Raw genomic sequence first — 18,579 nt, forward strand, 5'->3', positions numbered from 1 at the left:
TCACGTAAATGCTCCCTACAGGACATCGCGCTCACTGACTATTCCTTGCGCGACTGGGTGCCGCGCAGTGGAGCCGGAGGCGACGCGGAGCGGTACCCAGTCGCGCGGCAACGAAGAGACGGTCTCTGCCCCCGAGGGCCTGCCAGCGGGCCCAGCTGCCGGGTTCAATACCAAGGCACGCGCCTTTTCTGATCGCCACACCTTCAACCGGCGCTGCACAGTCCGCAGCAGACCATCCGGATAATCGCCAGGTTGCTCAACCTGTAGCTTCTCGAGCAACTCCCGACCGGTGCGCCATGGCTCCTCCTCGAACCACGCCTTCAACTGTTCGGTCACCGTGACAAGCGGATCAGGACGGCGGCGCCAACGCTTCTGCGGGGCCTTTGCGGTTGCAGTGGGCCTCGCCTCGCCTTCGTGCCACAAGGTTCGCAGGCTCGTCATGAACGCATCCAGGGTTGGCGGCGAGGGTTCCGATCGGTTCATTACGGCTGCCCCGTCGGCCAGTCGCACCAACTTTTCTTGCGCCGTCCGGATGTCCCGCAACAGCTGGACCGGATCGAGATCGGCGAACGCCTCGCGGAGGCTCCGGCGCGTCTCCTCAGAGGTCCGTGGGTCGGCCAGCAACCGCTGGAACGGCGTCGCGGGAGCATGGTATCGTTTGTAAACCTTGGCGCCCTCACGTTGCTTCTCGGCAAGCTTGAACGATGGCTGGAAGAAGTTCACAAACAGGCGGGCCGCCGTGTACAATTCGGCTAACGCTCCCGTGGCCTCCAGCCCTTCGAACCGGCGATAGCCCGTCAGGCGCCGAACGACGGAACCGTTCTTCTGCTCAACCCAGGCCTGATCATTCTTGCGATAAGGACGGCAGCGGGTGAACGCGATCCCATGAGCCACGCAATAATCGCGCACCGTCTCGTTGATAAATACGCTGTCATTGTCAGAGTCGAATCCCAACAAGGTGAAGGGCATCAGCCTGCGCAGTTCGGTAAGCACAGCCACCAGCAGCGTCTGTTCGCGCACCAGTAACGGTGCGCATTCAGTCCAGCCTGTCGCGATGTCGGTCAAAGTGAACGTCCAGGCCCAGCTACCTTTCGCTGCCGGTCCGCTGTGCGAGACCAGATCGACCTCCATGTGCCCCGGCGCCGGATCACCCCAGTCGTCGAATGTGCGGATCGGTACGCTGCGCCGGAGCTCGGTTCCAGATACGCCACGCCGCCGCTTCTTCGTCTGGCCTGCCTCCCGTATGGCGCGCAGTGAACGGTCGATAGTCGCCGGGCTCATCTGGAACAGACTGGCCTTGACCTGCGGTGCCAGATCGAGGTGGCCATGACCCTCCATCGCTTCGACAAGGATCGGAATCAGCGGCCTTAGCCGCTTGCCGCATAAACGGTCGCTCGCCTCCCACAACACCACTAGCGCAGTGCGCACAGCCTCATCGTAGATCCTGCGCCCGACACGCCCAGGAGTTCGGTCCAATGCTTCCTGCCGGAGAACCCTCATCGCATGTTTGCGATGGAACCCCGTGACCGCAACGAACTCATCGAGCACCTTGCCCTTACTCGACCGATCGCATGCCCGGTATCGCGCGCCGACCGCCTCGATCAATTCTTTCCGCGTTGCCATGCTCATCTTCCTCATCGTTCCCTCCCGACCGTTGCCGGGAGCATTCTAGATGAGGCAACGGCCTGTCACTCAGGAGCAAAAAGGGTGAGGCAATGCGCACTTTGATATGATTGCCGGCGTCGATAGCCAAGGAGAGCGGCGCACACTGGCGTTGTCGGACACCTTCTCAATCCGCCAGTGATTCTCGGACAGTCCCGGGGGCAAGATGCCCGTGCAACGCCGTGCGCAACGCGATCACCGTGCAAATGCGCTATGACTGGCTGATATTCATGTGATTGGCGCGTTCTTGCAGCGGATGGCGGGTCCTGCCCTTTATCAATCGTCCCGTAAGAACTCACACTATTGTTGGCCATTTCGGATTTGATCTCGTTCAATGGATGGGCGCGACCGTATTTATTCTAGCGTCAGCGTCGGTTTCGGGCGGAGGTGGCGCAACTTGGCGATCACGGTAGGACGGCAGATCAGGTGCATTGCCGCCAATTGGCTTGGCCTCAAGGCGAGCGATCTGCCCCTTCATTTCTGCTATTTCGCGCACCTGCGCATCGATGATGCGGTCAGCCAGAATGCGTACCTCGCGATCCTTGATGTGGGCACGCTCACTGGTCATGATCGCGATGGAATGGTGCGGGATCATTGCCTTCATGTAAGAGACGTCGTCCACCGTCTCCTGACTGCGCACGAGCCACAGCGCCCCGGCGAAAACAATCACCGCAGCCACTACGATGCCGATGTTGGTCCGGCGGTTCGGATACATACCCCACATAAAGCCAATCATGATCAGCGCCATGGTTGCGCCCATCACCACAGCCATCCATGTTCGCGTCTGACTATATTCGACATGCCCGAGCGCATACGTGTTCAGATACATCAGCCCGAACATGATCACGGTAGACGTGACGATCATGGCGGCGAACCTGCCGTAGCTCATGCCGCCGCCGCTATGATGCTCTGCGATCTTGCTGTCCCGGTCCATCTTGCCGTCCTGCTCTATCCGACGTCAACGCGCAGGTGCGGGTGCATTGCATCCCGAAATGCGCAACTGAGTAACGCGAACCTAGCTGTTCGGCTCCCATCCGTTACGAAATCTATGTTCCACAGCAGGTCGTATCTTTGACTGAGATGCCATGGCGGATGCGAGGCTAACTATCACGACGCACGCCAGTGCTTCGTTCTAAGCCGGGATTGAGTGGAAGATCTCACGCGAAGCGGCGGCGCGCACGGTTTCGCCGAGCTGCTCCACAGCCGTCTCACCATAGTCGCCAGCGACCGCACGCGCGGCGAGAGTGATATTGACATCCGTGATCCCGATCCAGGCGAGGAGCTGGCGGAGGTAGCCGCTGGGATGATTATAGCGCTCGATCGGAGAGCCTGGCGAAAAGTCGCCGCCGCTGGCGAGAATGATATCGGCGGATTTGCCTGTCAGGAGACCTTCGTTGTCGGCGCTCACGGTGACGCCGACGCGGACGATGTGGTCGATATATGCCTTGAGAATGGCGGGAATGGTGAAGTTGTACATCGGCGTGCCAATGACGATCCGGTCGGCTGCCTTCAGTTCGGCGATGAGATCGTCGGAGACCTTGATGGCCGCTGCGCTTTCGGGGAATGCGTCTCCGGCGCTGTGAACGCGCCGCCGATCCACGGCAGATCGACGAAGGGAAGGTTCGTTTTCACCAAATCCCTGACGATCACCGATCCATAGGGGTTGTCGGCTTTCCATCTCTCGACGAAGATCGCAGTCAGCTTGCGCGACGTCGAATAATCAAAACGCGGGCTGACTTCGATTACGAGCAATGTGGGCATATTGGGCCTCAGGGATATTTGATTTGAGGAAATGGGGCGTGCCTGAAATCGCGGATGACGCCACGGGCATCATCGTGACGCTCAAACCGCGGGGCTCGAAACGACCTCGGATGCGCGCGCCAGCGCCTGCGTGTCGATATATTCCCGGATGTGCGCCAGCTTGCCGTCTCGGACCGTGATGGCGAAGATGAAATGGTCCTCGAACGGCCGGTTCGTGGCTTTGATCGTTCCCTTGGCGAAGCCGATGACCAGAACCCGATCACCTTGCGCTATGAACTCGCGAGGCTCCGTGGACATTTCTATCGACCTGGCTGCCGTCTCAAGCAGATCGGCCAGACCCGCATGTCCGCGGCGCGTTCCGGCCAGCGGCCAGTCCTCGCCTGGAATAATCCACTCGATGTCGTCGGCGACCAGCGCCAGCAGACCGTCCTTGTCGCCGCGGCTGATCGCGGCGAAGAAGTCCTTCACGGTCTGAATGTTCTTTTCGGTGCTCATGAGAAGCCTCCATTTGGCTTGGCCCTGATAGCGGGCGCCACGTCCGCGTCAGTCGAACTTGACCAGGTCCTTGAAGATGAGCTGACCCCAGCTATTTCCGCGCGCCTGGACCAGCAAGCCGCCCTCAGCGAGCCCACCAAGCTTGATCGGCGCGAAACCGAGCTTTTCGGCAAGCGCTCCAATATCCGCTGCCGCATCTTCATCGTCGCTGGCCAGGAACACGACGCGCCTGCCCCCATGCGTGGCGGGATCCTGCTCGAGGACACCGGCGACCAAATGATTGAAGCCCTTGACGAGCTTGGCGCCAGCGAACGCCTGCTCGACGACCTTGGCGGAGGACTGGCCTCCCAGGTCCACGCCGTAGGCATTGGTCACATCGACGATCGTCTTTCCATGCCAGCTGGAAAGCGCCTTTGCGATATCCGGGTGCGACTCGAAGCGGACAGCCAGAAAGAGGATGTCCGCCTTGACCGCATCCGCCAGCGTCTTTGCGATGACCTTGGGGCCGATCGCGGCCGCTTCGGACGCAAAGCTTTCGGGGTCGCGCGTCGATGCGACGGAAACTTCGATGCCCTTGCGGGCAAACGCCTTGGCGAGGGCCTTGCCGATATTGCCAAAGCCGATGATTGCATAGCTCATAGATTTTCTCCTTGAAGGCGCCCTCTGCGAGGCTCCTGCTAGTGATCGATTGAAGCGCCCGGCGTCGCGCAATGCGCATGCGGCCCATCGGGCGCGGTGGGTCAGATTTGGGCGAGGCCCCCATCGACGGCGACTTCGCTGCCGGTCATGAAGCTGCTGTCCGATGACGCGAGAAATGCCGCCGCCGCGCCCAGCTCCATCGGGTCACCCATGCGCTGGAACCCGGTCATCGAGCCGTAGGCCTTCAAGCCCTCCTCGCCGAGCGCTTCCGCGGCGAGTTCAGTCGCGATCGCACCGGGTGACAGGATGTTCACACGGATGCCGGTGCCCTTCAGGTCCTCCACCCAGGTCCGGGCAAGATTGCGCACGGCCGCCTTGCTGGCGCTGTAGACGGTCATCGCCGGGGCGCCTGTGGTGCCGGCGCTCGATCCGGTCAGGATGACCGAACCACCTTCGCCCATCAGCGGCAGCGCCTTCTGGACCGTGAAGATCGTACCCTTCACATTGGTGTCAAACGTTTCAGCGATGTGCTCGGCGGTGATTTCGCCGAGCTTCAGCATGCTTCCCGTGCCCGCGTTGGCGAGAACGATATCGAGGGTTCCGCGTTCGGCCTTTACTATCGCATAGAGCTGGTCGAGGTCGGCCTCATTGGCCACCGAGCCCTTCACGGCACGGGCATTGGGTCCGAGCTTGGCAAGGGCGGCATCGAGCGCGTCCTGCCGGCGGCCGAAGATGAAAACGAAGGCGCCTTCCTCGATGAAGCGCATTGCTGCGGCAAGGCCGATGCCGGTCGCGCCGCCGGTGATCACGTCTTGTCATGCCGACTATCCTTTGTTTGCCATCGGGCGCTTTTGCTTTCGAGGCAATCTCCTCGAGAGCCGCCAAGATGGGTTTGCTGAAGGCGGTCGGTGAGTGCGGAATTGCGCACATCGGTGGTGCAGAAACGATCCAGTTAGGCGGTTGCGCGCCATGATAGGCGCGCAGAATGCAGCGCAGCGTGATATGATCTCCCAAAGGCCCGCATAATGCGGCGCGGGAATGCACCATGATCGACTGGGATGACGTTCGCTACTTTCTGGCCGCCGCGCGCGGAGGTTCAGTGCGGACGGCTGCCAAGCGCCTCGGAGTGAATCACGCGACCGTGCTGCGCCGCATCGCCCAACTCGAGGAACGCCTCGGGGCGCAGATGTTCGAGAAGTTGCCTTCAGGCTACCGCCTGACGGCAGCAGGCGAAGAGGTTCTTGAGCTTGCGGAACAGATGGAAGCGTCGTCGCTCCAGCTGGAAACGCGCGTCTTGGGCCGTGACCAGAGCGTGCGCGGGCTTCTGCGAGTGACGCTGCCGCCGCCCCTCGCAGCACATCTTCTCATGCCGGATTTCGCCGATTTCGCGCGTCTGCATCCGGAGATCGAATTGGAAATCCTGTCGTCCGGCGAGTTGGCAAATCTGACCAATCGGGAGGCCGACGTGGCGATCCGCGTCGTCTACGACCGCGAAACCCTGCCGCTCAATCTTCACGGCCTGAAGGGGCCGGAGCTGTTCGGCGGCTTTTACATATCTCGCGATCGGCTAGCCGAGTGGCGGGCGGGTCCGCCGGATCCCAGGTGGATCGCCGTAAGTGGCCCTGGAGTACCCGACTGGGCTCGGGAGGGAGAGGTTCGCACGACGGGGGCTCAGTTCATGACGATGGATTTCGAGACACAGATCGCAGCGCTACGGCAAGGTATCGGCATCACGGCGCTACCCTGCTTCGTCGGTGATGCCGATCCCCTGTTGGAGAGAGTGCCGGACACTGGCCTGCATCTGTACGGTCCGGCCTGGCTTCTTACTCAGGGCGAGACACGCAAGACGAAGCGCGTGCGGCTCTTCACCGAGTTCGTATCGCGCAGACTGGTCGCCTACGCTCCACTTCTAGCGGGATTGTCCATACTGCGCGACTGACGCCCCTCGATGATTCAGTCGATATCGACATTTTTTGCGAAATCTCGAATGCCAACAACATGTTTGGCGTCAGATTGGCAGAGGTGCCCGTCTGCAGGAGCCGCCGACGTCGTTGGCCATTCTCGATTGCAGACATTCGTTCGTCATCTAAGCTGGCGGTGAGGCGACATCACAAGGGGCTGACCATGGCAGCGTTGAGACACGATCTGCAACAGCATCGCTCCACGCTGCTACCTACGGGAGCGGCAGGATTCTTCTGCTATTTTGTGGCGGCTCTTTTGCTGATGCATGTGGTCCGGCCCGATTATACGGTCGTCGATCACATGATCAGCGATTACGCGGTGGGGAAGTCCGGTTGGATAATGACGACCGCGTTCTTCTCGCTGTCCCTGGGCTGTCTGTCGCTAGCGATCGGGCTGTTCCGGGCCGGGCCTCCTTCATCGCTGTGCCGGGTCGGCGCGGCGTTGCTGATCGTGGCGTTCGCGGGGCTCATCGTCACCGCTATCTTTCCGACTGATCTCGAAACTGCTCCGACCACGCCAACGGGTAATATTCACACGCTAAGCTTTCTGGTGAACGTCGTCAGCATCCTGGTTTCGACGATCTGTCTGGCATTGAGCTATGGCGGCGACCACCGCTGGCGCCATCGCAGAATTCCCGCATTGATATTTGCCGGGCTCTTGATCGCGGCGTTCGTCGCACAATTCCTGACCCTGCAGCGAGGCGCGCCCTACGGGATCACCAACCGGCTATTTGTTGCGGTTCTGATGGCGTGGCTCATCTCGAACAGCCTTTGGCTCAGTTCGGTCTTGAAACAAAAGGCATGAGATCGAAATTCATCGTCTCAAGGCGCGGATCTGCAATTCCTGCCTAGAAGTTACCCGACCGAGGGCCGTCCAGCTCGTCATTCCCGGTATCTATGCCCGGCAAATAGGCCGTTCCGCCGCCCGCCATGTGATTTCCGTCTGTATTACGGCGAGGGGGCGTACACTCAATGACCTGTCGCCCGGCGGTCCCTCGGTCATGACGAGAGTCTTGCGGTTGAATATTCCGGCAAGGGCGCAGACAAGCCTTCATGGAGCGAAGCGAAGAAGGGGCTCAAGAAGATCGCGGACACGCTGGGTGGAAACCGCCTCGCCCGGGACATCACGCCCCAGGATGTGTCGGCCGTCATTCGTCCAATCTACGATCGTGGCTCTCGCTCGATGGCTGATCATGTCCGCAGCTACATTCGCTCGGCATATTCATGGGGCCTGAAATCGGAGCATGATTATCGCTCCACATCTCCGCGCCGGTTCAGGCTGGCCGCAAACCCCGCTGCCGACATTCCAACGGAACGAAAGGTCGTCGGCACCCGCTGGTTGGGCGAAGAGGAGTTCCTCCAGTGATACAGGTGGCTCAGAATCCCCCGACACTCCGGTGCATCCGCCTTACCTCCGCGCCGTTCAATTTCTGCTGTTACCGGCCAGGCGCAAGCTGCCGAGCTTGGTCGCCCTGCCGCACGAAAGCACACCGGCACGCGATTGGTGGATGCGTTGGCGGGATCGCCGCTTCAGCAGCTTGACCTTGAGCGACCCCGATTTCGGGGCCCGAGCGAGCCGTCATCCTCTGACCCGCCTCGCTTGGAGCGATCGAAAAAATCCTTCCAAGGCTGGTTGGTGCCTTGGGCAGGCGCACGTCATACACGATGCCCCACATTGAGGCGCAATGCGCCGAAGGCTACCGCCATTTCAGCGACCGCGCATCCTTCGATCGCGCGATGCGCCGCAGGGCCGTGATTGCATAGCTGCCAGCGCCACGCTCTGGAGGCCTGCTGGCGCTGCTCGACGCGCTGTAGGCAAAAAGCTGCGGTCTACCACCTGGCAAGCTCGACATTTTTTCTCCATGGTGCGGCATCGGGTGAGCCACCAAATTTCAAGGCACGACCCCTGCTGCCGTCAAGATCACTTCCACTCGGAGGCCTCGCCCAGGATCGGACTGAAACGTCACAGTGCCGCGCATCGCTTCGGCGAGCGCGCGAACGATCGCGAGACCCAGTCCCGAACCACCGGTGTTGCGGTCGCGCGAGGGATCGAGCCTTGCATAAGCGGTTCCGAGATGCCGCAGGTCGGAGGGTGCAACGCCCGGTCCATCATCGTCGAACGTCCAAATGACCTTGTCGTGCCGGCGCACTATCCGGATAGTCATACTGGCCCCATGCCGCAGCCCGTTATCGACCAGATTGCCGAATATGCGCGCCAGCCCCGCCGAATCCGCGAGAACGTGACACTGCGTTCGCACTTCAAGTTGGATGCGCGCTTCATCGGGGCGCAGCTCGTGCAGTTCGTGGGTAAGCCGACATAGGTCCACCGGTTCGAGGTCCCTGACGCCTTTCTGGCCGAGGCTGGCGAACAGCAGGCTGTCGTCGAGCAGTGCAGACATCTGCTCGAGATCGCGAACCGCCCGCTTGCGCTGCTCTTCATCGGCGATGAAATCGGAGCGCAGGTGAAGCCGGGTCAGATAGGTACGCATGTCGTGGGCGATACCGGCCAGGATGAAGGTTCGCTCCTCGACCAGCGCTGCAATGCGGTGCTTCATGTCGTTGAACGCTTCGGCCAGCGTGCGGACCTCCGGGCTGCCCTCGGGACGGACATCGTCGGCGTCGAGCCCATTGCCCAGGGCTCTGACGCCCCGCGTGAGCCGCTGCAGCGGCTTCGTGGCTTGCCGAAGAGCGAACCACAGGACCAGAAGGAGCGCTGCTCCGCCCAGCAGCCCGATCATGCTGCGTTGCGCGAGATAGGCGCGCAGCCCATTGGCCGGGCGACCGGTCAGCACCAGCACGTCGCCATCGCGTAGCCAAACTGTCAGCCGGATAGGGACGAGGAACCGCATGGGCCGTGCGCGGTCTCCCAGCAGCCCGTTCAAACGACCCGGTCCGCCATCGACGACAACATTGTGTTCGGGAAGAGCCTGGCGATAAGCCCTGGCGAGCGGCTCCATGCTCGTGGGCACTTCGCGAAAGTCGGCGGGAGGGGCGCGGCGGATTTCGACCATGAACAACGATCCGTCGAAGTTCTCGATGAGCCGCCGGCTTCCATCCGGTCCAGCCATCTCCACCGAGCGTATGAGCTCGGCCAGCGCAGGCGGCGACGGCAGCCCATAATAGCCCCGATCATCGACGCGACCGGGCAGTTGGAGTGCGATCACGAGCAGGAACTGCAACAGGACGAACCCGATAAGCAGAATCGCGCCAATCCGGAAAGAAAGCGTTCCGCGCATCGCTCAGCTTTTCCGCACCGGTGCCACGAACACATAACCGCCGCCGCGTACCGTCTTGATCAGTCCCTCGCTCTGGGGATGGACGCCAAGCTTGCGGCGCAGGCGCCCCAACTGGACATCGATGGTGCGATCGAACGGTGCCGCCTCGCGCCCGCGTGTCCAGTCGAGCAACTGCTCGCGCGACAGCACCCGCTGCGGATGGGTGACGAGGCAATGAAGCAGGTCGTGCTCGCCGCCGGTCAGCTCCACTGCGGTGCCATCGGGACTGACGAGATTGCGGGCATCGGCATCCCATGCCCAGCCCGCGAAGCTGTACCGATTCCCGCTCGGGCTAGCGATCAAGCTGTCGCTCCCACGCGATCGCCGCAGCAGCGCGCGTACGCGCGCCACCAGTTCCCGCGGGTTGAATGGCTTAGGGAGATAGTCGTCGGCGCCGATCTCGAGGCCGATGATCCGATCGACGTCGTCGCTGCGCGCCGAAACGATCAGCATGAGCAGATCTCCGACCGCGCGCATTCGCCGGCATAGCGACAGGCCGTCCTCGCCAGGCAGCATGATGTCGATGATCGCCAGATCGACCGGCCGGTGAAGGAGCAATGCGTCGAACTCGGCGGTCGTGCGACAAGGGTGGACCGTCATGCCCTCGCGCGACAGCAAGCCGAGCACGAGGTCGCGAATCTCGTCATCATCCTCAATAAGGGCGACGTGCGGGCTGTCGGGCGAGTCCATCGAGCGATCATGCCGATACCCAGCGCGCCCGCAACCGCTGTTACACTTCGTTACTCTTTGATTCCGGCGGTTCTTCGACGCCTTACCTTCGCATTCTACTCCAGATTGCGAGGGGCATGTTTCGAGCCAAGGAGAATGACGATGCAGAAAATCTTGACCGCGGCCGTGATGGGCCTTGCCCTCACCGCAGGCACGTTCGCCATACCCAGCGATGCCGACGCTCGCACCCGGGCACGCAGCGTCAGCGTACAGGGCGCCTATGGCCGTGGGTATGTGAGCCAAGGCAGCGTGACCCGGCAGGCGGGGTATCGCTCCGCCAGCCGCAGCGTGCAGGCAAACAACGGACGGGGCTACAACGCAAACAGCAGCTACAGCCGCGCCGGCGGCGACGTCGCGGCGAACCGCTCGGTCCAGACTAACAGCGGTCGCGGCTACAGCGCCAGCCGCTCGGTCGATCGCGAACCCGGCCAGGTATCGGCCGACCGCAGCGTCCAGACCAATGACGGGCGCGGCGTGACCTCCAGCCGCGATGCGAACTGGGGTGGCGGCAGCTATTCGGGCGGCGCCACCCATACCACCAACAACGGCGCCAGCTTCGGGCGCAGCACCAGCGTCACCAACAATGGCGATGGCAGTTACAGCGGTTCGGTCGTGCGCACCCACGCCGACGGTTCGACGTCGAGCCGGTCGAAGACCGTCGCCCGCGACTGATCCTCACCAGTTCCGATACCCCCGTCCGAGCCGCTGCATCGCGCAGCGGCTCGGTTCAACCGAAGGAAGAGCGCCATGCGCAACATCCCAATCTTCTTCGCGGTGCTGGCCGGCGTTGCCACACCGGCGCTCGCCCGGCGAGGCGGCGGCGAGTGGTTCGCCGCAGCCGACGCCAATAGCGATGGCGCGGTCACCAGGGCAGAGTTCGCCAGCTATCGCGACGCCAATTTCGGCAAGCTCGACCGCAATAGTGATGGTCTCGTCAGCCCTGCCGATTTTCCCCGCCTCGCCAAACGTAAGCCGGAGGTGCTTGCCCGTCTGACGGAAGTGCTGGGCAATGCGGACAGCAATGGAGACGGCGCGATTTCGCGGAGCGAACTGGCGCAGGCCCCGCCAGTCATGTTCGACCGCTCGGACACGAACCGTGATGGCCGGGTGACCAAGCCCGAATATGACGCCGCCCGCGCCAAGATGCGGGCCGCTATCCAGCAGAAGCGGAACTGAGGCGCGCCATGAACATGGTCCACGCTCCGCTGCTGCTTTCGATCGCCCTTATCGCGATCCTTGGAGAACTGGTCTGGCGGCTGCGCACCGGGCGCGGCTATGATCGACGAGCGGCGCTGACCACGCTCGGGATCATCGCCGGCAACGTGATCGGTGCGGTGCCGCGTTCGGTGGTCCTGGGCGGTGTTTATGGCTCGGTATGGGCGCTGGTCCCGCATCGGTTTTCGATCGACGCCTGGCAGAGCTGGGTTATCGGCTTCGTCGCTGTCGAGTTCGCTTACTACTGGTTCCATCGTCTCAGCCACGAGATCCGGTGGCTATGGGCGAGCCACAGCGTCCATCACAGCGCCGAGGAGCTGACGTTTCTGGCGTCGCTGCGGCTGGGCTGGACCAATATCCTGTCGCTCGGCTGGCTGGTCTATCTGCCGCTGATCCTCATCGGATCTCGATCCCCGGCTCGTCGTGACGCTGCTGGCGATCAACCTCAATTACCAGTTCTTCCTGCACAGCGAAGGGGTGCCGCGTCTGGGTCCGCTCGAATGGGTGGCGAACACGCCGCACCATCATCGCGCGCATCATGCCCGCAACACAGAATTTCTCGACCGCAACTATGGCGGGATGCTGATCGTCTGGGACCGGCTCTTCGGCACGATCGCGCCGGAAAGCAATGCGCCCAAGCTCTATGGCGTCGTCGGCAAGGGCCGGGAAAGCAACCCCATCCGCCTCGCCTTCCGCGAATGGGCCGCGATGCTCAGCGATTTCACCGCCGCGCGCGGATGGCGCGCGAAGGCCCGCGCCCTGATCCAGGTTCGATAGGAGATCATCGCATGACATTGCGTAATCGTTTATTCCTCATGACGGCACTGCTCGGGGCCGTCACGCCCGGAGCCGCGATGGCGGCAGGGCCGGTATGCGACGCGGTCTGGCACGATAACGTGCGCAACCGCGACGTTCCGGTCCGCATCCGCATGCCGGATGGCGGAGCCAAGGTGCCGCTCATCCTGTTCAGCCACGGCCTTGGCGGTTCGCTCGACGGCGGTACGCTCTGGGCGCAGGCCTGGGCCGACGCCGGGTTCGTCGTCATCCACCTCCAGCATCCCGGCAGCGACCGCAGCGTACTGCAATCCGGCAGCGGGGGTGGCGGCAAGTTGCGAATGCTTCGGCGCATGCGCAGCGGAGCCGGCGGCGGCGGAGATCTCGGCGGTGCGCTGCGCGCCGCCATGACCCCAGAGCAGCTCGAAGCCCGGGTCGCGGACGTAAAGTTCGTCCTCGATCAGATTCCGGCGCGGGGACCGAAGGACGCTGCGCGCTAAGGCGCATCGACCTCGCCCATATCGGCATGTCCGGCCACAGCTTCGGCGCCCATACCACCCAGGCACTGGCCGGACAAAGCTTTGCCAAGACCATAGCGGCCACCGCCGAGCCAAGAATTAGCGCGTCGATCGCGTTCAGCCCGTCGCCGCCCAGCATGGGTTCCGACGCACAGGCCACAGCGAGGATGGCCAAGCCCTTCTTCACGATCACGGGAACGCAGGACACGACGCCTGTCGCTTCGGCCGTTAGCGCCGCCGACCGCGAGCGCCCGTTCCGCGCGATGCCGCCCGGCGACAAATATCTGCTGGTGCTGAACGGCGCCAACCACGCCGACTTCAGTGGCAATGCCGGTGGCTTCAGGCGGGAGGGACCCAACGAGCACGTCCGGACCGCCGTGATCGATATGTCGATCGCCTTCTGGCGATGGGCGCTAATGGGCGACCGTGCCGCCAAGACAGCGCTCGACGATCCAAAGGCGCTCGAATCACGGCTGGCTCCCGGCGACCGGCTGGAACGCAAATGAATATTGCCCAGCAGACCCGAACCCATAGTCCGGAGAGACGATTCATGTCCCGACGCATGAATATTATCGCGCTTCTGTTGGCGAGTGTGACCCTGTCGGCTTGCGGAGGCGATGATTCCGCAACGACTCAGCCCAGTCCGACACCGATTCCCGCCCCGACGCCGACTCCTTCGCCAACTCCCACGCCAACGCCTGCGCCGAACTTCACCGCCATTCAGGCTGCGATCGACGCGTCTCCAGTCGCCAACGTCTACGTCGCGATCGGAACGCCGAGCGGTACAATCTACCGCTACCAGAAGGGCGGCTTCTCACCGACCGCAGTGACGCCGATCGCGTCGGCGACCAAGATGCTGTCGGGCGTGACCATCATGCGCCTCGTCGAGGCGGGGCGGATGAGCCTGTCGGACAATCCGCAGAAATATCTCAGCTACTGGACCAGCGATCCCGCCGACCCGCGCAGCCGCGTGACGCTCCAGCAATTGCTCAGTTTCACGTCCGGCTTCAATGCGGGCGAGGACGATCGCGATACCTGCATCTTCGACGGCGACACGACGATCGCCGCCTGTGCGCGGTCCTATTACGATGCCGGCCTCCAGTCGGCGCCGGGGAGTGCATTCAGCTATGGTCCGGCGCACGTCCAGATCGCTGGCGCGATGGCCGAGGCGGCGACGGGGCTGTCGTTCCCGCAGATCTTCCGCCAGCAGATCGGTGATGTCGTCGGGATGAGCCGGACGAACTATGTGTTGGCAAGCACGACCAATCCCCGGCTCAGCGGTGGGGCGACCTCGACCGTCGACGACTATGCCGCGTTCCTCGGAGCGATGCTGAACGGCCGCCTGCTTACCGATACGACCACCTATATCGCCGACCGGACCTGCCGGCTTGCCGGTGCTCTATGCGCCCGACGCGGTCATCACCGCGGGCCAATGGCATTATGCGATGTCGTCCTGGCGTGAATGCGACACGCCGACCTTCACCAGCCAATGCGCCGCGCAACGGCTCGTCTCCAGCCCCGGCGCGTTCGGCTGGACCCCATGGATCGATTATGATCGCGGCTATTGGGCGGTGATCGGTATGCTGGACGAGGCCTCGAACGGCGTCACGCTCGAACAGCAGCTACAACCCCTCATCAACACCCATCTGGGGCAGCCGTGACCGGTCAGGGCACAGGCACGCGCCCGTAGCGCGTTGCGGTAAGCCGCGCGGACACGGAACAGGACTTGCTGTCCCGAAATCCACGCGCGCGAAGCCGGGACCGGATCTCACCATCGCTAAAGGCCACCCCGGCCCCCTTCGGATGCACGGCCCAGATCGGAATTGTCGGATTGGCGGCATGAACCGCCAGCGCGGCATCGAGATCGGCTGGGCCGGCAAGGCAGGCGATTATCACGTCCGCATCCGCTCTCGTATCGACCAGCGTGCCCGCTATCGCCTCGTCGAGTGCGGCGTCCTCGAACTGACCGACGCGATATGCCCTCGCGCCACCGGCCAAGCCGAGCTTGGCGCGCAGGCTGGGCGGCGGCGTGGCGATCGCCCTCGCCCATGCCTCCGCGACACCAACACCCAGATGCAGCGCTACGGTTTCGCCGTCGCAGATGAAGCGAAGAACCTCACCGTTCACGCGGACATCGACGATCCGGTCGCGCGGGAGGCGGCGGCGGATGTCACCGCGCAGAATGAGTTCCGTGCTTTCGAGGAGGGCGCGGACATCGGCTGCTTCACCGCCGATCTCCACCCGGGCCATCGCTTCGCGTCCCATTATGTCCCCTCCAGTTGTGCGACGGCGTCGGTCACATCCGGCAGCACGCCGGCGTCGGCGCGATAGAGCCAGAAACGGCCTTGTTTGCTCAGGATCGCCAGCGACAGGTCCGACAACTCGGCCGAGATGTTTAGCAAGGGACGTATCACGCGATCGCTGAGTGTCATCGGCGTTCCGCGCCGCCGGGTACGACAACGGGCCTCACCGCCTCGCAATTCCGATCGAGGAAGGCAAGCACATCAGCCTTCCAGATGTTCACGCCGCGATAGGGAAAAGCGTGGCCATCGCGTGTGGACGTACCGAAAGCGGGATATATGCGGATCTCCGCCGGACGCCCCAGCGCCTTGCGGGCCGCGAACAGTTCATGGCTGGGCGCAGTCGTCACGTCATTCTCGGCCTGAAAGAAGAAGATCGGTCGCAGCGCTTCTCGCGCTGCCCCCATCATCACGTCGCGCAACGCTGGCACCTCTTCCCAGCTTTCCGCGCCACCGGCGGCATCGACCGCGGCGCAATATGCGCCATTCTGTGCGCCGAGGACGGTCTCGATCCCGCCGAAGGAATTGCCCATCGCCGCGATGGCATTCGATCGAATGAACGGCTGCTGTTTCAGCCAGGCCAGCGCGGCACGCTGATCGTTCAGATGATCCGTCGTCAGCAACCGCACCAGGGTTTCCGCCGCAGCGTCTTTGCCGCCGCTGGCGCGGGCCGCCCCGATCTCGTCCATGATATAGGAGCCAGCATCGGCACTCAGGCCCTGCCCACGTCGGTAGGGTGCGAAGAATGCCCAGCCATGTGCCACGAACATCGGTGCTATCGCGTCGAACGCCTGGGTATTGAGATCACCCGACGCGCTGCCGTGATTGTAGAGCATGGTCGGAAAAGGGCCAGGACCGGCGGGCTTGTAGAGATAGCCGTGCAGAATCTTGTCTCCGCTGGGGAAAGCGATCACTTCGGCTTTTCGGGCGTTTTCGTGGGCATTGCTGCAGGACGATAGCAAGACCCCGAGCATCAAAAACAACATCTGAATGGCCAGCATCCCGGATGCAGCTCGGGAACCGCTGAAGTGCTTATCGATGTCCATGTCGAGATCGTGCATAACCCGTATCCAAATTGCTGCTCCTGCGCTCGGAGGATCAATTCTAGATCGGAGAGGTAACCCGCCTGTGTCCGATCGTAATCTTAGCGCAACAAATTGTAACGATGATTTTTCCGTTCGACGTCGAACGACACGACAATTCAACGGAATATCGCAGCCATCACCTTTGGTGTGCTGGCGGGATCGCTTGTCTCCGGGCTGCTCGGCTATGCCATTCTCTTCCATGCCCGGCGCGATCGGATCGCGTCCACTTGAGCGCATTTGTGCACGGGAGCCGGGACCGATCGGCGGCATTGACGGCCCCTCCCGACGATGGGACTGCGGCTACGCTGTCGCGCTACGATAGCCGATCGATGATAGGGCAGTCCGGCCGCTCGTCGCCGTGGCATGCCTCGGCAAGGCCGAGCAAGGTGGCGCGCATCGCTTCGAGCAAAGCGGCCTTGCGTCCGAGCTCGGCGCCACGGGACAGCGCCAGCGCCTTCACATCTCTGCTGGCCCGGCTGCGATCCTGCCAGAGGCTGAGAAGCGAGCGGATTTCCTCGATCGGGAAGCCGAGATCGCGGGCGTTCGCCACAAACTTCAGGCGATGTACGTCGGCGTCTGAATAGTCCCGATAGCCGCTGTCCCGCCGTGCCGGCGCTGGTCGGCCGTGAACAATGCGATGTTCGTTTCGGCAACGGGTAGATTGCGTCCGATGTGCCGTGAGGGATTTATCGAACTGGCACGCTGCTTTCAGGCAGCGCCGATTTTGGGTAGGGCTAGGGATAGCCAGTCGGCGATGAGGGCGCGCAAAAGCGCAGTCAGCCATGCGACGAGCAACCTCAGATTGTGCCCCGCGGCCACCAGGATGGCGTTGATGGCATCGCCGGTGGCGCCAGCAAGGTGGTTACGTTCCAGCAGGCCATCGGACTTGGTGTGACCGATGATCGGTTCGATGGCATTTCGTCGCCTGAGCTCGCGCTTGATCGTGGGTGAGGTGATCCCGCGGGTGTGGGCGATATAGACCCTGGCCTTCCCGCCATGCTTATGGCCCTTGTATCCGCGATCGACATAGGCGCGCTCAACGGCGATACCGGTCAGGCGCTCGACCTGCTCGATTTGCCCGGACAGGGTGTGGCCGTCGTAAGGGTTGCCGGGCAATGCTTGCATGCCAACGATGAACTGGCCGCCGGCGGTGCGGGCGTTGGTCACTGCGATCGAGGTCTTGACGCCGAACTCGTAGCGGGTCCGCGCCTTGCCCTTGGCGACGCATTCCACCTCGGGCGCGTGCAAGGCATAAAGCTTGTCCGTGCCGCCAACCTTTGGGTGAGGATCTTCTCCACCCGCTCGCGAGCGACGGCAAAGGCCGCCTCGAGTTTCTCATTTCCAGCGATCTTGCGGCCAATGTCGCGGTCGAGCCGGCCTAGCCAGGTGCGAAGTTTGCGCACCCAGCGCATTGCCTGCTTGTGTCCGCGGCCATGGATCAGCCGGGAGACATCGCGCCGGGCCTGGCGGCCAACGCGAAGGAAGGACTGGCGCAGCTTGATGCCGTGCTTACGGGCAATCCGGTTCAGCCACTCGATGCCGCGCATCAGCAGGTGGCTGTCAGTGGGATGGGCGATCGCCTTGGTCTGTACAGTCGTGTCCACCGTCACCCGCTCGCAGGCCTGCGGCGGCATTGCTCTGGTTTCCATCGCCACGCGCAACGTCTCGGCGAGCAGCAACTCCAGCTTGTCAGGCCCGATCCGGTTCCGCCAGCGCGTCATGGATGAACGATCCAGTGGCAGCTTGTGGCGGAAGTACTGCTCGCCGCAGAAGAACTGGAAATACGGGTTCTCGACCCAGCGGGCGCAGACCGCCTCGTCCGACAAGCCCTCCATGTGTTTGAGCAAATGCAGCCCCGCCATCAACCGGGTCGACAGGCCAGGCCGACCCTTCTCGTGATAGAACCGGCCGTAGGCCGCATCAAACTGTGACCAGTCCATCAGTCCCGCCAATTTTACCAGCGCGTGTTCCATGTTGATCATGTTGTCGAGCTGGCTGCGGAACAACTCGTCACTGCGCGGCGCGGGCTTCTTCGGCGGCATCGGCAAACCTCATCGTGTCGACCCGAACACTGAATCACGACCCGACTTACGACGAAAGCCCCTACGTGCGCAGGCCCGCGCAATCGCAAGCTTTTCGCGCGATTTCCCCAAAACCTTGCAAAT

Annotated in this window: 22 protein-coding genes and 3 pseudogenes; 11 read left to right on the forward strand and 14 right to left on the reverse strand. The window is 62.8% G+C overall.

Features of this window, described 5'->3' with window-relative positions; genetic code table 11:
* Positions 1–15: 15 nt before the first annotated feature.
* From KZO24_RS26925 to KZO24_RS26955, 7 genes are all read right to left on the reverse strand, one after another.
* Positions 16–1,638: an integrase catalytic domain-containing protein gene (locus KZO24_RS26925; protein WP_486488157.1), complete on the reverse strand. Its 1,623-nt coding sequence runs from the start codon at positions 1,636–1,638 to the stop codon at positions 16–18.
* A 355-nt stretch (positions 1,639–1,993) separates the two neighbouring features.
* The gene (locus tag KZO24_RS26930) at positions 1,994–2,551 is read right to left on the reverse strand and encodes a DUF305 domain-containing protein (RefSeq protein ID WP_486488411.1); all 558 of its coding nucleotides are present in this window, start codon (positions 2,549–2,551) and stop codon (positions 1,994–1,996) included.
* Between the two features lie 243 nt (positions 2,552–2,794).
* Positions 2,795–3,262: an FMN-dependent NADH-azoreductase gene (locus tag KZO24_RS26935; RefSeq protein WP_486488158.1), complete on the reverse strand. Its 468-nt coding sequence runs from the start codon at positions 3,260–3,262 to the stop codon at positions 2,795–2,797.
* The gene (locus KZO24_RS26940; RefSeq protein WP_486488159.1) at positions 3,172–3,423 is read right to left on the reverse strand and encodes an NAD(P)H-dependent oxidoreductase; all 252 of its coding nucleotides are present in this window, start codon (positions 3,421–3,423) and stop codon (positions 3,172–3,174) included. The genes KZO24_RS26935 and KZO24_RS26940 overlap by 91 nt, the downstream gene beginning before the upstream one ends.
* Before the next feature lie 81 nt (positions 3,424–3,504).
* A complete protein-coding gene (locus tag KZO24_RS26945; RefSeq protein ID WP_486488160.1) occupies positions 3,505–3,918 on the reverse strand; it encodes a nuclear transport factor 2 family protein in 414 nt (137 codons plus the stop codon).
* Between the two features lie 48 nt (positions 3,919–3,966).
* The gene (locus KZO24_RS26950) at positions 3,967–4,557 is read right to left on the reverse strand and encodes an NADPH-dependent F420 reductase (RefSeq protein ID WP_486488412.1); all 591 of its coding nucleotides are present in this window, start codon (positions 4,555–4,557) and stop codon (positions 3,967–3,969) included.
* A gap of 101 nt (positions 4,558–4,658) precedes the next feature.
* Positions 4,659–5,324 (reverse strand): SDR family NAD(P)-dependent oxidoreductase, encoded by a 666-nt coding sequence (locus KZO24_RS26955; RefSeq protein WP_486488413.1) that lies wholly within the window; start codon positions 5,322–5,324, stop codon positions 4,659–4,661.
* 278 nt (positions 5,325–5,602) lie between these two features.
* Between KZO24_RS26955 and KZO24_RS26960 the strand changes: the two genes are divergently transcribed.
* From KZO24_RS26960 to KZO24_RS26970, 3 genes and pseudogenes are all read left to right on the forward strand, one after another.
* Complete coding sequence (locus KZO24_RS26960) at positions 5,603–6,496, forward strand: LysR family transcriptional regulator (protein ID WP_486488161.1); 894 nt, start codon at positions 5,603–5,605, stop codon at positions 6,494–6,496.
* Between the two features lie 185 nt (positions 6,497–6,681).
* Entirely contained in the window at positions 6,682–7,323 is a 642-nt protein-coding gene (locus KZO24_RS26965; RefSeq protein WP_486488162.1) for a DUF998 domain-containing protein, read from the forward strand.
* Positions 7,324–7,551: 228 nt separating this feature from the next.
* Positions 7,552–7,969: pseudogene (locus tag KZO24_RS26970) on the forward strand (phage integrase central domain-containing protein); the annotation flags it as partial.
* A 441-nt stretch (positions 7,970–8,410) separates the two neighbouring features.
* On the opposite strand, the gene KZO24_RS26975 reads toward KZO24_RS26970, so the two are convergent.
* On the reverse strand, positions 8,411–9,754 hold the full coding sequence (locus tag KZO24_RS26975) for a sensor histidine kinase (protein ID WP_486488163.1): 1,344 nt from the start codon (positions 9,752–9,754) through the stop codon (positions 8,411–8,413).
* Positions 9,755–9,757: 3 nt separating this feature from the next.
* On the reverse strand, positions 9,758–10,483 hold the full coding sequence (locus KZO24_RS26980; protein ID WP_486488164.1) for a winged helix-turn-helix domain-containing protein: 726 nt from the start codon (positions 10,481–10,483) through the stop codon (positions 9,758–9,760).
* 141 nt (positions 10,484–10,624) lie between these two features.
* On the opposite strand from KZO24_RS26980, the gene KZO24_RS26985 reads away from it, so the two are divergent.
* From KZO24_RS26985 to KZO24_RS27020, 8 genes and pseudogenes are all read left to right on the forward strand, one after another.
* Positions 10,625–11,194 carry a hypothetical protein gene (locus tag KZO24_RS26985; RefSeq protein WP_486488165.1) on the forward strand — a complete coding sequence of 190 codons (570 nt, stop codon included), beginning with the start codon at positions 10,625–10,627 and terminating at the stop codon, positions 11,192–11,194.
* A gap of 75 nt (positions 11,195–11,269) precedes the next feature.
* Positions 11,270–11,698, forward strand: a complete 429-nt coding sequence (locus KZO24_RS26990) for an EF-hand domain-containing protein (protein ID WP_486488166.1) — start codon at positions 11,270–11,272, stop codon at positions 11,696–11,698.
* Positions 11,699–11,712: 14 nt separating this feature from the next.
* Positions 11,713–12,084 (forward strand): annotated as a pseudogene (locus KZO24_RS26995) (sterol desaturase family protein); the annotation flags it as partial.
* 76 nt (positions 12,085–12,160) lie between these two features.
* The gene (locus KZO24_RS27000) at positions 12,161–12,514 is read left to right on the forward strand and encodes a sterol desaturase family protein (protein ID WP_486488414.1); all 354 of its coding nucleotides are present in this window, start codon (positions 12,161–12,163) and stop codon (positions 12,512–12,514) included.
* Between the two features lie 11 nt (positions 12,515–12,525).
* A complete protein-coding gene (locus KZO24_RS27005) occupies positions 12,526–13,011 on the forward strand; it encodes an alpha/beta hydrolase family protein (protein ID WP_486488461.1) in 486 nt (161 codons plus the stop codon).
* A gap of 26 nt (positions 13,012–13,037) precedes the next feature.
* Positions 13,038–13,535 (forward strand): alpha/beta hydrolase family protein, encoded by a 498-nt coding sequence (locus tag KZO24_RS27010; RefSeq protein WP_486488167.1) that lies wholly within the window; start codon positions 13,038–13,040, stop codon positions 13,533–13,535.
* A gap of 86 nt (positions 13,536–13,621) precedes the next feature.
* The gene (locus KZO24_RS27015) at positions 13,622–14,491 is read left to right on the forward strand and encodes a serine hydrolase domain-containing protein (RefSeq protein ID WP_486488415.1); all 870 of its coding nucleotides are present in this window, start codon (positions 13,622–13,624) and stop codon (positions 14,489–14,491) included.
* Positions 14,475–14,690, forward strand: a complete 216-nt coding sequence (locus tag KZO24_RS27020) for a hypothetical protein (RefSeq protein ID WP_486488168.1) — start codon at positions 14,475–14,477, stop codon at positions 14,688–14,690. Before KZO24_RS27015 ends, KZO24_RS27020 begins: the two co-directional genes overlap by 17 nt.
* A 4-nt stretch (positions 14,691–14,694) precedes the next feature.
* On the opposite strand, the gene KZO24_RS27025 is transcribed toward KZO24_RS27020, so the two are convergent.
* From KZO24_RS27025 to KZO24_RS27045, 5 genes and pseudogenes are all read right to left on the reverse strand, one after another.
* Positions 14,695–15,294: a hypothetical protein gene (locus KZO24_RS27025; protein WP_486488169.1), complete on the reverse strand. Its 600-nt coding sequence runs from the start codon at positions 15,292–15,294 to the stop codon at positions 14,695–14,697.
* On the reverse strand, positions 15,294–15,461 hold the full coding sequence (locus tag KZO24_RS27030; protein WP_486488170.1) for a hypothetical protein: 168 nt from the start codon (positions 15,459–15,461) through the stop codon (positions 15,294–15,296). The genes KZO24_RS27025 and KZO24_RS27030 overlap by 1 nt, the downstream gene beginning before the upstream one ends.
* Positions 15,458–16,390, reverse strand: a complete 933-nt coding sequence (locus tag KZO24_RS27035; RefSeq protein WP_486488171.1) for an alpha/beta hydrolase family protein — start codon at positions 16,388–16,390, stop codon at positions 15,458–15,460. The genes KZO24_RS27030 and KZO24_RS27035 overlap by 4 nt, the downstream gene beginning before the upstream one ends.
* A 337-nt stretch (positions 16,391–16,727) precedes the next feature.
* Positions 16,728–17,048 carry a MerR family DNA-binding protein gene (locus KZO24_RS27040; RefSeq protein ID WP_486488416.1) on the reverse strand — a complete coding sequence of 107 codons (321 nt, stop codon included), beginning with the start codon at positions 17,046–17,048 and terminating at the stop codon, positions 16,728–16,730.
* Between the two features lie 74 nt (positions 17,049–17,122).
* Positions 17,123–18,456, reverse strand: a pseudogene (locus tag KZO24_RS27045) (IS5 family transposase).
* Between the last annotated feature and the right edge of the window lie 123 nt (positions 18,457–18,579).

It is taken from the genome of Novosphingobium sp. NFX11 (genome assembly GCF_057376415.1).

What these genes read in the sequence shown, in the direction of transcription:
- KZO24_RS26925 (WP_486488157.1), bottom strand. Translation starts at nt 1,638, where the DNA reads ATGAGGAAGATGAGCATGGCAACGCGGAAAGAATTGATCGAGGCGGTC.
- KZO24_RS26930 (WP_486488411.1), bottom strand. Translation starts at nt 2,551, where the DNA reads ATGAGCTACGGCAGGTTCGCCGCCATGATCGTCACGTCTACCGTGATC.
- KZO24_RS26940 (WP_486488159.1), bottom strand. Translation starts at nt 3,423, where the DNA reads ATGCCCACATTGCTCGTAATCGAAGTCAGCCCGCGTTTTGATTATTCG.
- KZO24_RS26945 (WP_486488160.1), bottom strand. Translation starts at nt 3,918, where the DNA reads ATGAGCACCGAAAAGAACATTCAGACCGTGAAGGACTTCTTCGCCGCG.
- KZO24_RS26950 (WP_486488412.1), bottom strand. Translation starts at nt 4,557, where the DNA reads ATGAGCTATGCAATCATCGGCTTTGGCAATATCGGCAAGGCCCTCGCC.
- KZO24_RS26955 (WP_486488413.1), bottom strand. Translation starts at nt 5,324, where the DNA reads ATGCGCTTCATCGAGGAAGGCGCCTTCGTTTTCATCTTCGGCCGCCGG.
- KZO24_RS26960 (WP_486488161.1), top strand. Translation starts at nt 5,603, where the DNA reads ATGATCGACTGGGATGACGTTCGCTACTTTCTGGCCGCCGCGCGCGGA.
- KZO24_RS26965 (WP_486488162.1), top strand. Translation starts at nt 6,682, where the DNA reads ATGGCAGCGTTGAGACACGATCTGCAACAGCATCGCTCCACGCTGCTA.
- KZO24_RS26975 (WP_486488163.1), bottom strand. Translation starts at nt 9,754, where the DNA reads ATGCGCGGAACGCTTTCTTTCCGGATTGGCGCGATTCTGCTTATCGGG.
- KZO24_RS26980 (WP_486488164.1), bottom strand. Translation starts at nt 10,483, where the DNA reads ATGGACTCGCCCGACAGCCCGCACGTCGCCCTTATTGAGGATGATGAC.
- KZO24_RS26985 (WP_486488165.1), top strand. Translation starts at nt 10,625, where the DNA reads ATGCAGAAAATCTTGACCGCGGCCGTGATGGGCCTTGCCCTCACCGCA.
- KZO24_RS26990 (WP_486488166.1), top strand. Translation starts at nt 11,270, where the DNA reads ATGCGCAACATCCCAATCTTCTTCGCGGTGCTGGCCGGCGTTGCCACA.
- KZO24_RS27005 (WP_486488461.1), top strand. Translation starts at nt 12,526, where the DNA reads ATGACATTGCGTAATCGTTTATTCCTCATGACGGCACTGCTCGGGGCC.
- KZO24_RS27010 (WP_486488167.1), top strand. Translation starts at nt 13,038, where the DNA reads ATGTCCGGCCACAGCTTCGGCGCCCATACCACCCAGGCACTGGCCGGA.
- KZO24_RS27020 (WP_486488168.1), top strand. Translation starts at nt 14,475, where the DNA reads ATGTCGTCCTGGCGTGAATGCGACACGCCGACCTTCACCAGCCAATGC.
- KZO24_RS27025 (WP_486488169.1), bottom strand. Translation starts at nt 15,294, where the DNA reads ATGGGACGCGAAGCGATGGCCCGGGTGGAGATCGGCGGTGAAGCAGCC.
- KZO24_RS27030 (WP_486488170.1), bottom strand. Translation starts at nt 15,461, where the DNA reads ATGACACTCAGCGATCGCGTGATACGTCCCTTGCTAAACATCTCGGCC.
- KZO24_RS27035 (WP_486488171.1), bottom strand. Translation starts at nt 16,390, where the DNA reads ATGCACGATCTCGACATGGACATCGATAAGCACTTCAGCGGTTCCCGA.